Origin of the sequence: Staphylococcus sp. AS1337 (genome assembly GCF_051408735.1) — a bacterium.
GTDB lineage: Bacteria > Bacillota > Bacilli > Staphylococcales > Staphylococcaceae > Staphylococcus > Staphylococcus xylosus_B.
The window spans coordinates 61252-76411 of the sequence record NZ_JBOIHZ010000008.1 but is presented as its reverse complement, the minus strand read 5'-3'; the positions used below and the strand labels follow the sequence as shown (position 1 = coordinate 76411).

13 protein-coding genes are annotated in these 15160 nt (G+C 33.3%); 1 reads left to right on the top strand and 12 read right to left on the bottom strand.

What is annotated here, in order from left to right:
- Positions 1 to 54: 54 nt before the first annotated feature.
- From gatB to gatC, 3 genes are read right to left on the bottom strand one after another with little or no spacing between them, the layout of a single operon-like run.
- Positions 55 to 1482: an Asp-tRNA(Asn)/Glu-tRNA(Gln) amidotransferase subunit GatB gene (gene gatB, locus ACSUE0_RS12005; RefSeq protein ID WP_017723480.1), complete on the bottom strand. Its 1428-nt coding sequence runs from the start codon at positions 1480 to 1482 to the stop codon at positions 55 to 57.
- Between the two features lie 12 nt (positions 1483 to 1494).
- Positions 1495 to 2952: an Asp-tRNA(Asn)/Glu-tRNA(Gln) amidotransferase subunit GatA gene (gatA, locus tag ACSUE0_RS12000; RefSeq protein WP_436957533.1), complete on the bottom strand. Its 1458-nt coding sequence runs from the start codon at positions 2950 to 2952 to the stop codon at positions 1495 to 1497.
- Between the two features lies 1 nt (position 2953).
- On the bottom strand, positions 2954 to 3256 hold the full coding sequence (gene gatC, locus ACSUE0_RS11995; RefSeq protein WP_029378965.1) for an Asp-tRNA(Asn)/Glu-tRNA(Gln) amidotransferase subunit GatC: 303 nt from the start codon (positions 3254 to 3256) through the stop codon (positions 2954 to 2956).
- Positions 3257 to 3625: 369 nt separating this feature from the next.
- Between gatC and putP the strand changes: the two genes are divergently transcribed.
- Positions 3626 to 5161: a sodium/proline symporter PutP gene (gene putP / locus ACSUE0_RS11990; RefSeq protein WP_119613964.1), complete on the top strand. Its 1536-nt coding sequence runs from the start codon at positions 3626 to 3628 to the stop codon at positions 5159 to 5161.
- A 94-nt stretch (positions 5162 to 5255) separates the two neighbouring features.
- Here the strand turns inward: putP and ACSUE0_RS11985 are convergent, their stop codons facing one another.
- The 9 genes from ACSUE0_RS11985 to ACSUE0_RS11945 form a co-directional block, all read right to left on the bottom strand.
- A complete protein-coding gene (locus ACSUE0_RS11985) occupies positions 5256 to 6464 on the bottom strand; it encodes a CamS family sex pheromone protein (protein WP_119613965.1) in 1209 nt (402 codons plus the stop codon).
- Positions 6465 to 6476: 12 nt separating this feature from the next.
- Positions 6477 to 8480 carry an NAD-dependent DNA ligase LigA gene (gene ligA / locus ACSUE0_RS11980; protein ID WP_119613966.1) on the bottom strand — a complete coding sequence of 668 codons (2004 nt, stop codon included), beginning with the start codon at positions 8478 to 8480 and terminating at the stop codon, positions 6477 to 6479.
- Between the two features lie 3 nt (positions 8481 to 8483).
- A complete protein-coding gene (pcrA, locus tag ACSUE0_RS11975; RefSeq protein ID WP_119613967.1) occupies positions 8484 to 10694 on the bottom strand; it encodes a DNA helicase PcrA in 2211 nt (736 codons plus the stop codon).
- Positions 10691 to 11383, bottom strand: coding sequence for a heptaprenylglyceryl phosphate synthase (locus ACSUE0_RS11970; RefSeq protein ID WP_436957531.1), 693 nt, complete (start codon positions 11381 to 11383; stop codon positions 10691 to 10693). The genes pcrA and ACSUE0_RS11970 overlap by 4 nt, the downstream gene beginning before the upstream one ends.
- 116 nt (positions 11384 to 11499) lie before the next feature.
- Positions 11500 to 12177, bottom strand: coding sequence for a M15 family metallopeptidase (locus ACSUE0_RS11965; RefSeq protein WP_436957529.1), 678 nt, complete (start codon positions 12175 to 12177; stop codon positions 11500 to 11502).
- A 257-nt stretch (positions 12178 to 12434) separates the two neighbouring features.
- Positions 12435 to 12737, bottom strand: a complete 303-nt coding sequence (locus ACSUE0_RS11960; protein WP_017723471.1) for a YerC/YecD family TrpR-related protein — start codon at positions 12735 to 12737, stop codon at positions 12435 to 12437.
- 86 nt (positions 12738 to 12823) lie between these two features.
- Positions 12824 to 14119 carry an adenylosuccinate lyase gene (purB, locus tag ACSUE0_RS11955; RefSeq protein WP_436957527.1) on the bottom strand — a complete coding sequence of 432 codons (1296 nt, stop codon included), beginning with the start codon at positions 14117 to 14119 and terminating at the stop codon, positions 12824 to 12826.
- 222 nt (positions 14120 to 14341) lie between these two features.
- On the bottom strand, positions 14342 to 14527 hold the full coding sequence (locus tag ACSUE0_RS11950) for an NETI motif-containing protein (protein WP_119613971.1): 186 nt from the start codon (positions 14525 to 14527) through the stop codon (positions 14342 to 14344).
- On the bottom strand, positions 14524 to 15102 hold the full coding sequence (locus ACSUE0_RS11945) for a DUF2179 domain-containing protein (protein WP_119613972.1): 579 nt from the start codon (positions 15100 to 15102) through the stop codon (positions 14524 to 14526). Before ACSUE0_RS11945 ends, ACSUE0_RS11950 begins: the two co-directional genes overlap by 4 nt.
- Positions 15103 to 15160: the final 58 nt, after the last annotated feature.

Sequence of the window (15160 nt, the reverse complement as noted above, 5' to 3'; positions counted from 1 at the left end):
ATTCAGCACATATGATAATAATTTTGCAATTAATAAATATCTATGCGTGAACTATTATCTTTTATCTAATTCTTGTTTCAATAATTGATTGACTAGTTGTGGATTTGCTTGACCTTTCGAAGCTTTCATAATTTGACCAACTAAGAAGCCCATCGCTTTACCCTTACCATTTTTATAGTCTTCAATTGATTGTTCATTATTATCTAATGCTTCATTTACAAACTTCAGAAGCGTTGCCTCATCCGAGATTTGAACTAAGCCTTTATCTTCCATAATTTGCTTGGCATCCCCACCATTTTCGGCAAGTTCTGGGAATACTTTTTTAGCAATTTTACTACTCATTGTGCCGTCTTCGATTAATTTAATCATTCCAGCTAAGTTTTCAGGTGTAAGTTTAGTATCTAATAATTCAATTTGGTTTTTATTTAAATACTCGTTCACCCCGCCCATTAACCAGTTAGATGTTAATTTGACGTCAGCACCTTGTGCTACAGCACCTTCGAAGAAATCTGACATTTCTTTAGTAAGCGTAAGTACATGTGCATCATAAGCTGGTAAACCAAATTGGTTAACATATTTTTCTTTTCTTTCATCTGGTAATTCTGGAATTGTTTGGCGAACACGCTCTTTCCACTCATCATCAACGTATAAAGGAACAATATCTGGTTCCGGGAAGTAACGATAGTCATCAGAACCTTCTTTAACACGCATTAATAATGTTTTACCATTAGATTCATCAAATCTACGTGTTTCTTGAAGAATTTCCCCACCATTTAACAACTCTTCTTCCTGGCGTTTTTCTTCATATTCTAGACCTTTACGAACATACGTAAATGAATTTAGGTTTTTAAGTTCTGCTTTTGTACCAAACTCTTCTTGACCATATGGACGTAAAGAAATATTAGCATCACAACGTAGTGAACCTTCTTCCATTTTACAATCAGAAACGCCTGTGTATTGAATAATAGAACGTAATTTTTCTAAGTACGCGTACGCTTCTTGTGGAGAACGAATGTCTGGTTCAGATACGATTTCAATTAATGGTGTACCTTGTCTATTTAAATCAACTAAAGAATAACCATCTTTATGTGTTGATTTACCAGCATCTTCCTCCATGTGTAAACGTGTGATACCAATACGTTTTGTCTCTCCATCAACCTCGATATCAATATAGCCATTTTCACCAATTGGTTGGTCGAACTGTGATATTTGATATGCTTTTGGATTATCTGGATAGAAATAGTTTTTACGGTCAAATTTTGATTCCGTAGCAATTTCCATATTTAATGCCATTGATGCTCTCATAGCCCAATCAACTGCACGTTTATTTACTACTGGCAAGACACCAGGATATGCAAGGTCAATTACATTTGTATTTGAGTTTGGTTTCGCTCCAAAATGCGCTGGTGATGATGAGAACATTTTAGAATCTGTTTTCAACTCAACATGGACTTCTAGCCCAATAACTGTTTCAAAATGCATGATTTCCACTCCTTATAATTTTTCGTATTCATTATGAAAATTGAATTGTGTTTCGTATTGGTAAGCGACACGGTACAATGTTTTTTCATCAAAAGGTTTACCGATAAATTGTAAGCCAATTGGTCGACCATTTGAGTGCCCACACGGTACAGATATACCTGGTAACCCTGCTAAGTTTACAGGCGTTGTTAGTAAATCGTTCGCATACATTGTAAGTGGATCATCAATCTCTTCACCTAAATTAAATGCAGTAGTTGGTGTAGTAGGTCCTACTACAACATCATAATTTTCAAAAATACGATCAAAGTCATTTTTAATTAAAGTTCTAACTTTTTGTGATTTTTTGTAGAAAGCATCATAATACCCTGAGCTTAATGCAAATGTACCTAAGAAGATACGACGTTTAACTTCTTCACCAAAACCTTCACTTCTGGACATTTTATATAATTCCTCTAATGAATTGGCTTCAGGTGAATGATAGCCATATCTTATACCATCAAAACGAGATAAGTTAGATGATGCTTCTGAAGATGCAATAACATAATAAGATGGAATACCATACTTCGTATTAGGTAATGAAACTTCTTCAACTGTTGCACCTAATGATTTCAGTGTTTCGACTGCTTCTTTAACTGAATTTTTAACCTCATCAGAAATACCTTCGCCTAAATATTCACTTGGTAAAGCTACTTTAAGACCTTTGATGTCTTTTCCTATGTCAGCTGTATAATCAGCTTCTTCAACAGGAGCACTTGTTGAATCATTTTCGTCAACACCTGTAATCGCCTCTAGCACTAGTGCATTATCTTTAACCGTACGTGTCAATGGACCAATTTGATCTAATGATGATGCAAATGCAACAAGACCAAAACGAGATACACGTCCATATGTTGGTTTTAGACCTACGATACCACAGTATGCAGCTGGTTGACGGATTGAGCCACCAGTATCTGAACCTAAACTAAACGGTACTAAGCCTGCTGCTACAGCTGCTGCTGAACCACCAGATGAGCCACCTGGAACCGCGGTATGATCGAATGGATTCACTGTTTTTTTGTAATAAGATGTTTCTGTTGAACCACCCATTGCAAATTCATCCATATTCAATTTACCGATAAGTACCGCATTTTCATTATGTAACTTGTTCATTACAGTTGATTCATAAATCGGTACAAATCCTTCTAACATTTTACTAGCACAAGTTGTTTCCACACCTTCGGTAATAATGTTATCTTTAATTCCCATAGGGATACCGAATAACTTACCTTCCATTTGATCCTTAGCTTGTAATTCATCAAGCTCTTGTGCTTTCTTAATTGCATTTTCTTTATCTAACGCAAGAAATGATTTAATAGTTGGATCCGTTTCTTCAATTGCATCGTAAATGTCATTAACAATTTGTGATGGTTTTATTTCTTTGTTTTTGATTAAGCTGATTAAATTCTCCACAGATTCATAACGGATCGTCATCTTAAGCGTCCTCCTCATTCATGATAGATGGCACTTTAAATTGTCCATCTTCCGTCTCTTTAGCATTTTTTAATGCAAGTTCTTGGGGAATGCCCTCGACTGCTTTATCTTCACGTAATACATTTTGTAAATCTAATACATGATATGTTGGTTCAATATTACTTGTATCCGCTGTATCTATTTGGTTAGCAAAGTTTAAAATACTTTCTAAAGTGTTTTGCATTTCTGCAGTTTCATCTTCAGTAATTTGAAGTCTTGCTAAATTAGCGATGTGTTCAACTTCTTCTCGTGTAACTTTAGCCATAAAATAAAAGCCTCCTTTTTACTCATTCATTACAAAATTGTACCAAAATTCCGGTCAAAAATCTAAGTTTTTCAATAATATACGCAAATTAAACCGTTTTAATTTACTAAAATGTACCATTTACTTTTTTAATTATAATGGATTCATTAGCTTTATCTATAGGTTAGTCGTTTTAAATTGCATATTAAATCACAAAATTTTATAACGAGTGTATCATTACAACAAAATTATGTAAGCGCTTAATGGTGTGTTGAGAAAAGCAATATATCTTTTAAAAATAAAAATAGCACTACTCTATTTATGAATTTCATTGTATAATCATTCATGTACAACAATTTAATAGATAAAGACAAAGGGAGATGATGAACCATGCTGATTTTGGGCACTTCATTAGCTAATCAGGTTCATGCGAGTTGGCAAACTTATATTATGATTATAATATATTTCATTATACTACTCGTTATTGGTTATTATGGGTATAAACAGTCTACAAGTAATTTAAGTGAATTTATGCTTGGAGGCAGAAGTATTGGTCCTTATGTCACCGCTCTTTCAGCTGGTGCATCAGATATGAGTGGTTGGATGATTATGGGATTACCTGGTTCTGTATATAGTACAGGGCTTTCAGCAATGTGGATAACAATCGGTCTCTCATTAGGCGCATATGTGAACTACTTTGTCGTAGCGCCTAGGTTGAGAGTTTATACTGAACTTGCAGGCGATGCGATTACATTACCAGATTTTTTCAAAAATAGACTGAATGATCAAAATAATTATATAAAAATTATTTCTGGTTTAATTATCGTAGTTTTCTTCACGCTGTATACACACTCTGGTTTTGTTTCAGGGGGCAAATTATTCGAAAGTGCTTTTGGTTTGAACTATCACTGGGGGCTTATTATAGTAGCTGCTATTGTCATTTTTTATACTTTTTTTGGAGGTTACTTAGCTGTTTCTATTACAGATTTCTTCCAAGGAGTTATCATGTTAATTGCCATGGTCATGGTACCCATTGTTGCTCTCATAGAGCTCAGTGGTTTGGATACATTTAGACAAGTAGCTGAAATGAAACCAACAAATATGAACTTATTTAAAGGTACAACAGTACTAGGGATTATTTCATTATTTGCTTGGGGCTTAGGCTATTTTGGTCAGCCACATATCATTGTTAGGTTTATGTCTATTAAAACACATAAATTGTTACCTAAAGCAAGGCGACTTGGCATTAGTTGGATGGTTATAGGTTTGTTAGGTGCTGTAGCAGTTGGGCTTACTGGTATTGCCTTTATTTCTGAACGCAATATTCAATTAGAAGATCCTGAAACCCTGTTTATTGTCATGAGCCAAATTTTATTCCACCCTCTTGTAGGTGGTTTCTTATTAGCAGCGATATTGGCTGCAATTATGAGCACAATATCATCTCAGTTACTTGTAACCTCTAGTTCATTAACTGAAGATTTTTATAAATTAATTCGTGGAGAAGATAAAGCCCGAGAACACGAAAAAGAATTCGTCTTAGTTGGTAGGTTATCTGTATTGTTAGTTGCCATTGTTGCTATTTGGATTGCTTGGTCACCAAATGATACTATTTTAAATTTAGTCGGAAATGCATGGGCAGGATTTGGCGCTGCTTTCAGTCCTTTAGTCATCTTCTCACTATACTGGAAAGGTTTATCACATGCAGGGGCTTTATCTGGAATGATTACAGGTGCATTAGTTGTTATTATTTGGATTGCTTGGATAAAACCTTTAGCTAATATCAATGAAATATTTGGTATGTATGAAATCATACCTGGTTTCTTGGCAAGTGTGATTGTAACTTACCTTGTTAGTAAATATACTAAAAAACCTGGAGATTTTGTCGAAAAAGATCTCAATAAGGTTAAACAAATTATTAAAGAATAAACATTTTCTAATTATTTATATAATGTAAAGACGCCCTTCAAGATTGATATAAAGTTACCATCTTGAAGGGCGTTAATTTAATATATTCTATTTACTAATTATTATTTTTATAAATATGAACTTGCGGTTCTTTATCATCTTTTGATTTACTGATTAAGGCTTTTGGATTATTACCATCCTTAATATGAATTTCATATTCATCAATACCATCAAAATATTTTTCTGCTTGTTCTGTCACATACTGGGTGATGCCAATTGTTTCTGCTTTACCATAGTAATCAATTGGTACATCTACAGACAATTGTTTTGCTTCTTTTTTATCAAATTTCACCGTTCCAACTGCTTGAGTAAAGTTATTAAAATAAGTTTGCAAGTCATCATTAAACTGTTTAAAATCATTATTTAAGTTTTCATCTAAATCAGCCGCTTCTTGTGAAGGTAATAAGACTGTCTTTTGATTAATATCTTTCCAGTCATTGATACGAGTTTTACTTTCTTCAACAGTTGTACCTGCAATAAACTCTCCAGGTACAATAGAATTTTCACCAGTTTGTCTGTAGATTGCAAAATGGATTGGTATTTCTTTTAATTCTTTATGCTCACGAATTCTAGATAGAATTTCTCCTGCCATTTGCTTGCCTTGCTTTTTAATTTCTTTATCATCTAAATCTTCACTATAAGTTTCGCCATCTTTTTCTTTTTGATAATAGTATGTACTATTCATTGCTAAACCTATTGTCATACCTTTGATTTTTTTACCTTTAGTATCACCGCTACCATAAAAATCCTGTTCTAAAATGTTAGATAAATAGGCTGGTGAATTTTTAGCGATTTTTTCAGGGTCTGTCTCACCATTATGAGAAGGATTAAGCCCTAAATTCTCATTTGCTTTTTTCTCTTTACGCTCATCTTCATCCATCTTATCTACTTCAGATTTCGTATACTTTGGACTTAAAAATGCATTAATTGTGGATTTATCTAAGTATTGGCCATCTTGATATAAATATTCGTCAGTTGGAAATACACTTTTACTTAAATCTAAAAGCCCATTTTCAAAGTCTTCTCCATTATAACTATTAGCCATATTATCTTGTAATAATCCTCGAGCCTGACTTTCTTTAAAAGGTAAAATTGTTCTGTAGTTATCACCTTGTACATTTTTATCAGTTGCGATTTCTTTTACAGAACCTGATTCTTGTTGCTGTTCATTATCCTTTGATTTTTCTTTTGGTTTCTCTTCGTTTTGACCACATGCTGATAATACAAAAATTGCTGAAATGATTAATATTATCGTTCTTTTCATGCATTATCTCCTCTATCCCTCAATTTCTTTTTGTTTCTGAACAAAGTCTTCTTCAGACCAAATGTCGGTACCGAATTTTTCTGCTTTAGTTAGCTTAGATCCAGCATCCTCACCTGCAATGACCAAATCTGTACTTTTAGTAACACTATTTGTTACTTTTGCACCTTGTAACGCTAACCATTTTGATGCTTCATTTCGTGTCATTTGATACAGCTTACCAGTAAGGACAATTGTTTTATCTTTAAATTCAGGATGTCCTTCAAGTTCACTTGTCTTAACACCTTTATAAGTCATATTAACATTTTTAGCTTTTAATTTTTCAATAAGTGCACGAATATCTTCATTTTCTAAATAAGTCACTACTGATTGTGCTAATTTATGTCCAATATCGTGGATTGCTATCAAATCTTCTTCTGTAACATCAAACAACTTATCCATGGTACTATATTTTTCTGCAATGACTTGGCTTGCTTTCACACCTAGATGTCTTATACCTAATCCAAATAATAATTGTTCAAGAGAATTAGATTTTGCTAACTCGATAGCTTTAAGCAGGTTATCGATTTTTTTCTCACCCATGCGATCAAGTGGTTCTAGGTCCGATTTCGTAAGGTAGAAAATATCAGCTACATCTTTTATCAGTTCATTTTCATATAATTGTTGAATAATTTTTGTGCCTAGACCGTCAATGTTCATAGCTTGTCTAGAAACAAAATGTATTAAACCTTCTACTAATTGCGCTTGGCATTTCGGATTGATACAGCGTAATGCAACCTCGCCTTCAATCCTTACTAACTCATGATCACAACTAGGACAATGTGTAGGCATATTATATTGTTCTGCATTTTCAGGACGTCTATCTAACACACTCTTGATAACTTCAGGGATAATATCTCCAGCTTTTTTAATGACAACACTGTCACCAATTCTAATATCTTTCTCATGTATCAAATCTTCATTATGTAACGAAGCGCGAGAAACAGTTGTTCCTGCAACTTTTACCGGTTCCAGTATTGCAGTTGGTGTCACAACACCCGTTCTACCAATACTTAACTCAATATCTAACAACTCTGTTATTACTTCTTCTGCAGGGAATTTATATGCAATAGCCCAACGCGGTGATTTTTGGGTAAATCCAAGTTCTTCTTGTTGTTCTAAAGCATTCACTTTAATAACAATACCATCAATATCATATGGCAAATCTTCTCGTTGCTCTGTCCATTTTTCGATATATGCCAACACTTCGTCTATCGTTTGAACACGTTGGCGTGCTTGATTTGTTTTAAATCCTAATTGGTCTAACTCATCTAACGCTTCGCTTTGAGTATCTGCATTAAATTGCGTAAAATCATTCACACTATATAGAAAGACGCTTAATTTACGTTTAGCTGCAAGTTTAGAATCTAATTGTCTTAGCGAACCTGCAGCTGCGTTTCTTGGATTTGCAAAAGGCTGTTCATCATTTTCTGCCTTAGCTTCATTCAAATTAAAAAATGATTTTCTAGGCATATACGCCTCACCACGAACTTCAAATGTTCTAGGTTCATTAATTTTTAAAGGAATAGCGTGAATGGTTTTTAAGTTTTCTGTTATATCTTCACCTGTTGTACCATCGCCACGTGTTAACCCTTGGACAAATCTTCCATTTTCATATTTTAATGACACAGCTAAACCATCTATCTTTAATTCACACATATACTCCACATCACCAATGTTGTCACGTATACGTTGATCAAACTTCCTTAAATCTTCCTCGTTAAATGCATTACCTAAACTAAGCATAGGGGTATCGTGTTGCACTTTCTCAAATGTCGATTGCGCACTACCACCTACTCTCACTGTAGGTGAATCCTCTGTTCGATATTCAGGATGAGTTGTTTCAATATCTATTAATTCGTGTAACAACTTATCGTACTCGCTATCTGGCACGGATGGATTATCTTGAACATAATATTCATAACTATATTGATTTAATAATTCATGTAAGTCATTTACACGCGATTGCAAATCAGCCACTTGTTACTCCCCCTTCTTCTCAATTGGTGCGAATTGTGCTAGTAAACGTTTTGGTCCTTCTGATTTAAAGATAATATCTAATTCTACCGAACCATTTTTTTCTTTCACATTACTAACCATACCCTCACCCCAAGATTTATGCATCACTTTATCACCAACATTCCAATTAGTTGTTGCTTGAGCTTTTCTTGAAGCACTAGTTTTTTGGCTATGTGCTCTTTTAGCGGGTTGTTTCGTAGCTGATTGGAAACGATTTCCTTGACTTTGAGATGTAGATTTACGCTTAGACTCATTTTCTAATAAATCTTCAGGAATTTCTCTTAAGAATCTAGATGCCATATTAGACTGCGGTCTACCAAATAACATTCTAGATGTAGCATGTGTTAAGTATAATGTTTCTTCTGCACGTGTAATAGCCACATAACAAATACGTCTTTCTTCTTGCATTTCATGTTCATCATCGCTTTTAATCGCTCTAATATGTGGGAATAGCGATTCTTCCATCCCCATTATAAAAACAATCGGGAATTCTAAACCTTTAGCCGAATGCATTGTCATCAACGTTATACCATTTTCAATTTGTGCTTCATCTATATCAGCAACTAATGATAAGTCAGTAAGGAAATTTATCAAAGATTGTTCTTCTAACGGAGTATTTTCTTCATAATCTTTTGGTACAGACATGAACTCATCAATATTTTCTAATCTACTTCTAGATTCTAATGTTTGTTCACGCTCTAACATTTCACGATAACCTGATTTCTCTAATATTTCATTAACAATCTCTGTAATTTCTAAAAACTCTTGCTGTTTGATGATGTTTTGCATCGTATCATAAAAAGTTATGCATTCTTGTGTTACTTTTTTAGATAAACCTATAAAATCAACTTCTGCTAATGCATCAAACATGCTCAAATCATTTTGTACGGCATAAGCTTGAATTTTATCTACTGAAGATGGACCAATACCACGTTTTGGAATATTGATAACACGACGTAAGCTAATATCGTCATTACTGTTTGCAATTATTCTTAAGTAACTTAATAAATCTTTAATTTCTTTTCTATCATAGAACTTTTGCCCCCCGACCATAGTATAAGGGATATTAGATTTCATAAAGGTTTCTTCCAAAACACGTGATTGTGCATTGGTACGATATAGTATTGCCATATCTTGATATTTCTTACCATTTCGTTGATGCTTCATGATTTCACGTACAACATATTCTGCTTCATCGCGTTCAGTTGTTGCTTCGTAGTAATGAATTTTATCTCCATCTGTATTGCCTGTCCATAATCCCTTAGGTTTACGCTCTGAATTATTTTTAATAACTTCATTCGCTGCATTTAATATATTTTTAGTAGAACGATAATTTTGTTCTAAGAAAATTGTTTTTGCCTCAGGATAATCTTCTTCAAATGACAAGATGTTTTGGATATCTGCCCCACGCCAACCGTAAATTGATTGATCGGAATCTCCCACTACACATAAATTTTTGAATTTTGATGCTAATAATTTCACTAATGTGTATTGCGCTTTATTCGTATCTTGATACTCATCCACATGGATGTATTGGAATTTGTTTTGATAATAATCTAATACTTCTGGAACACGTTCAAATAATCGAATTGTCACCATAATTAAATCATCAAAGTCTAGCGCTTCATTTCTTGAAAGTTGACGTTGATAACCTTTATATACAGTCGCAACCATTTGCGTATGATAGTCATTTGCTTCTTTTTGCGCATCCTCAGGTGTCTTTAATTCATTTTTCAAATTACTAATTGCGCCTATAAACATTCTAGGTTCAAATTTTTTACTATCTATATTTTCATTTTTTAAAACATCTTTAATAACTGATTTTTGGTCAGTTGGATCAATAATTGTAAAGTTTCTTTCAATACCAATACGATCCGCGTCTCTTCTAAGAATTCTCACACACATTGAGTGGAACGTTGACATCCAAATAACTTCAGCTTGTTCACCAACTAAAGTTTGGACACGTTCTTTCATTTCCTTAGCTGCTTTATTTGTAAAAGTAATCGCTAAAACATTATACGGAGACACTCCTTTTTCATCCAACAAGTAAGCAATACGGTGTGTTAAGACACGTGTTTTACCTGAACCCGCGCCCGCCATTATAAGTAATGGGCCCTCTGTTGTACGTACTGCCTGGCTTTGTTCGTCATTCATTTTATTAACTAATGCATTCATTTATGTGTCTCCTTTATCTTAACTGTTTTTAGTGCTTTGCTTATATCTTCATAAATTATGTTGCCAACGATGATTGTATCAGCCACGGAAGCCATTGCTTCTGCTTCTTTATAATCACTAATACCACCACCATAAAATAATTGTGTATTCGATAATGAATCAGCTGCTGCTTTTACCATATCAACCTCTCCATAAAGTCCACTATATTCGATATACATAACCGGTAATTTATAAATATCATTAATCATTTGTGCATAAGCTTCAATATCTTCTGTTGTTATTTGTGTGTTAGCTTGTGTTAATTTTGCTGTCTTACAATCGGGATTTAGGACAACATAACCTTCGAACACTATTTCTTCAAAATCGATTAAATACCCATAATTTTTCAGTGCTTCTAAGAGCATACCATTATGAAATTTCACATCCATGCTATTTAACACTGTAGGTATAAAATATAAATCAAACCCTGGCACGATACTCTCTAAATTTGAAAATTCAAATACTAACGGTACGGAATGAGTATTAATTTTTTTCATTAAGTGTGAAACGTTATCTTCGGTAACATTATCTGTACCACCTATCATAATAGCATCGGTTCCAGACCTACAAATTAACTCTAAATCCTCGTCACTAATTGACTTTGCAGGATCTAATTTAAAAATATGTTTCCACTTTTTAATCTCATTCATAACATGTTACTCCTTCTTTTAGCATACATTTGATTATATCATTTTTATGCTATGAGTTCTAAAATGATGTAGAAAAAATCACCCCGAATTTTCGAAGTGATTTGTTTGTTTTAATTTCATTTTTCATTTAAACGATAGTAACTTTCTAAATTAGTATCTTGTTCATCAATAATTTTGGCAAGCGGTTTACCAACATAACGAAGATGCCATGCCTCATATGCATAACCTGTTTCATGTGATTGACCCTTTGGGTATCTAATAATAAAGCCATAGTCTGATGCATTTTGTTCTATCCAATGACCTTCTTTAGTTTTATCAAAATCTTTATGAAAGTCATCTAACGGTTTATTGGTGCCAACATCAAATGCAAGACCTGTTTGATGTTCTGAGTGCCCAGGTTTTGCAGTATATTGATGTGCAACTTTTTCACCATCTTTTTCCTCATATTCTTTCACTACTTTTTGTTGTTCACTATAACTTCGATAACCGCTAGAAAATTTTAAATCTAATTGATCTGTTTCACCTTTAGCTAATAATTTATTTAAATTTTGTTTCGCTATTTTATCTTCACCTGGTTGGTATTGTGGAGGGAGTTTATATTTTTTATTTACAATTACATGACCATTAACACGTGTAACTCCTTGTGTTTTATTAATAATTGGCAAGGCATTGGGAGGTTTTACAATACTCGATTTAGTTGGTGTGTATGAATTCGAAAATACTGCCAAAACAATTCCAAATATAAGGCCTAATAATATTATTATTATCAAACCAAATAACAATTTTTTGAACATAAAGTTACTTCCTTTCACTCAATTACACAAGTCAATTCATTGACTATTATATTTATTCGTTGTTACCTATCAATTACCTCACTTTATTTTTATAAACATTTAAATAAAGTTTCATAATATGAATACATTTGAAAAAGGCTTTTTAATAGTTTCAATGATATTTCTTAATAAAACAAAAAAGCTAACGCCAAAGATGTTAAACATCTTATCGTTAGCTCAAGTAAGCCTAATCTTTTATTTTCTAATTTGCGAAATCGTTAATCGGCCGTTTCTATATTCATGCGCTCTAGAATCATCGTATAAGCATCATTACCCCATTGCAATGATCTTTTCACACGTGAAATAGTTGCAGTTGATGCACCAGACTCTTGTTCAATGGTTGCATACGTATAGCCTTGTTTAATCATTTTTGCTACTTGTAACCGCTGTGATAATGACTGAATTTCATTAACAGTACATAAATCATCAAAGAACTGATAACATTCTTCTCTATTTTCTAGTGTTAAAATAGCATCAAACAATTCATCTAATGCTTTCCCTTTTAGTTTTTCTATTTGCATTTAAAACAACCCCTGTATTTTTCAATTTAATCTCAGTTTAACGTACTAATACATTAAAGTGTAACGATTTCACTTGAAAAATTCAATTATTCTAAACCGGCTCTTTGGAAAATTGTATCTACTTGGTTTAAATGGTGTTTAGGATTGAAGCATTCATCTAAATCTTCTTTAGTCAATAACTCTGTAATTGACTCATCTTGTTCAATTAAAGTTCTAAACGGTGTCTTTGTTTCCCAAGATTCCATAGCCTTTGGTTGTACTTTATCATATGCAACTTCACGAGCCAAACCTTTATTTATTAAAGCAAGTAATACTCGTTGTGAATAAATTAAACCAAATGTTTTATCGATATTATCAAGCATATTATCTTCAAATACTGTTAATCTTTCTACAATATTAGTGAAACGATTCAATCCATAATCTAATGCAATTGTAACATCTGGCAACATGATTCGTTCAGCAGATGAATGTGAGATATCACGTTCATGCCACAATGGCACGTTCTCATATGCAGTTGTTACGTAACCTCTAATTACACGTGCGATACCAGTAATGTTTTCTGAACCAATTGGATTACGTTTATGTGGCATTGCAGAAGAGCCTTTTTGACCTTTCGCAAATGCTTCTTCAACTTCACGAGTTTCAGTTTTTTGTAAGTTACGTATTTCTACAGCGAATTTTTCCATTGATGTACTAATTAAAGCAAGTGTCGCAATATAATAAGCATGTCGATCACGTTGTAATGTTTGTGTTGAAACTGGGGCTGCGTCTAGTCCTAAATGTTCACAAACATATGCTTCTATTTCAGGTGGAATATTTGCAAAAGTACCTACTGCACCACTCATTTTACCGACTTCTATTTCTTCTCTTACACGTTTAAAACGTTCTAAATTACGTTTCATTTCTGTGTACCATAGTGCCATCTTAACACCAAATGTTGTTGGTTCAGCATGTACACCATGTGTACGTCCCATCATTAATGTATATTTATAGTCTTTTGCTTTTTTCGCCAATACTTCAATAAAACGTTCTAAATCTTTTTCAATAATATCGTTTGCTTGTTTAATAACATAACTTAACGCAGTGTCTACAACATCTGTTGATGTCAAACCATAGTGTACCCATTTACGTTCTTCGCCAAGCGTTTCTGATACTTGTCTTGTAAATGCAACAACATCATGACGTGTTTCTTGTTCGATTTCTTGTGCACGCGCCACATCAACCTTAGCATTTTGACGTATTTTTTTAACATCTTCTGCAGGTATATCTCCTAATTTACTCCATGCTTCACACGCAAGGATTTCTACCTCTAACCACGCCTCATAGCGATTTTGATCAGTCCAAATATTAGACATTTCTTCTCTAGAATAACGTTCAATCATTGAAATAAGCTCCTATCATACATAATTTTTGTTAATATTACGCCTTAAAACATGTACATTAAAACATAATTTTAAATAAAAGTTCGTGTTTATCCTTTTCATTATTAGTTTAACAGAATTCTTATGAAAAGTATAAACCTTTTCAACTATCTACATAAAAAATTTAAGTGCCGATAAAAACAACCGTTATGGACATGTAATTCCATAACGGTTTACCAATCATTATTGTAAAATTTTACCAACGAATTCTATTTCTTGCTTATACACTTTAAAAGTTCCATCTTCATTCTCTTTATAAAGTGGTTTTTCAAAGCGCTTCACAGGTGTGTACCCTGCATCACGCATGCGTTGCAAACAATCTTGAATTGTTTCATTTTCTTCGACTTTAAATTTTTGCTGTTTTTTCATATGCTTTCAACTTCATCCGTATCATATTGTTTAAGTTTTTTACTTCTAACACCTTTCGCCCAGAAACCACCGTGAATTGTACGAGGTTCATACGCTACAATAAATGCTTTTTCATCTATTTGTTTAATGGTCTCTATTAACTTAAATTCAAAACGTCGTGGCGTTAAAATTTGTAAAATTAATCGATTTCCATCACGACCATATGCTGTATAGTGCGTTACACCGTAACCTAAATCTCTTAATTGTCGTGGTAAATCTAACTCATATTCAGATGAGGTAACGTTAACGACAGTATAACCTAGCGCTAATTTCTCTTCTATTTTCATACCTACAATAATCCCAATTGAAAACCCAAATGCATATGCAAATATATTTTGAATTTGATCTAAACTAGACATTACCATGCCTAATCCAACGACGTATACAAGAACTTCTAAAAAGCTGACAATTGCAGCTACATAGCGATAACCTTTAAGTGTTAATATTGTTCTCATTGTAAGACACGTTACATAGGCAACGTTTATAATAAAAATCGCTAAAACCATTAACCATGGGTTAGATGTTATCACTGACATGACCATTTTCCTTTCTGATATCAAATTCAAGTTATTTTACCAACATCTTTTTATTTTG

What these genes read in the sequence shown, in the direction of transcription:
- ACSUE0_RS11985 (WP_119613965.1), bottom strand. Translation starts at nt 6,464, where the DNA reads ATGAAAAGAACGATAATATTAATCATTTCAGCAATTTTTGTATTATCA.
- purB (WP_436957527.1), bottom strand. Translation starts at nt 14,119, where the DNA reads ATGATTGAACGTTATTCTAGAGAAGAAATGTCTAATATTTGGACTGAT.
- putP (WP_119613964.1), top strand. Translation starts at nt 3,626, where the DNA reads ATGCTGATTTTGGGCACTTCATTAGCTAATCAGGTTCATGCGAGTTGG.
- pcrA (WP_119613967.1), bottom strand. Translation starts at nt 10,694, where the DNA reads ATGAATGCATTAGTTAATAAAATGAATGACGAACAAAGCCAGGCAGTA.
- gatB (WP_017723480.1), bottom strand. Translation starts at nt 1,482, where the DNA reads ATGCATTTTGAAACAGTTATTGGGCTAGAAGTCCATGTTGAGTTGAAA.
- ACSUE0_RS11970 (WP_436957531.1), bottom strand. Translation starts at nt 11,383, where the DNA reads ATGAATGAGATTAAAAAGTGGAAACATATTTTTAAATTAGATCCTGCA.
- ACSUE0_RS11950 (WP_119613971.1), bottom strand. Translation starts at nt 14,527, where the DNA reads ATGAAAAAACAGCAAAAATTTAAAGTCGAAGAAAATGAAACAATTCAA.
- ACSUE0_RS11965 (WP_436957529.1), bottom strand. Translation starts at nt 12,177, where the DNA reads ATGTTCAAAAAATTGTTATTTGGTTTGATAATAATAATATTATTAGGC.
- ACSUE0_RS11945 (WP_119613972.1), bottom strand. Translation starts at nt 15,102, where the DNA reads ATGTCAGTGATAACATCTAACCCATGGTTAATGGTTTTAGCGATTTTT.
- gatC (WP_029378965.1), bottom strand. Translation starts at nt 3,256, where the DNA reads ATGGCTAAAGTTACACGAGAAGAAGTTGAACACATCGCTAATTTAGCA.
- ACSUE0_RS11960 (WP_017723471.1), bottom strand. Translation starts at nt 12,737, where the DNA reads ATGCAAATAGAAAAACTAAAAGGGAAAGCATTAGATGAATTGTTTGAT.
- gatA (WP_436957533.1), bottom strand. Translation starts at nt 2,952, where the DNA reads ATGACGATCCGTTATGAATCTGTGGAGAATTTAATCAGCTTAATCAAA.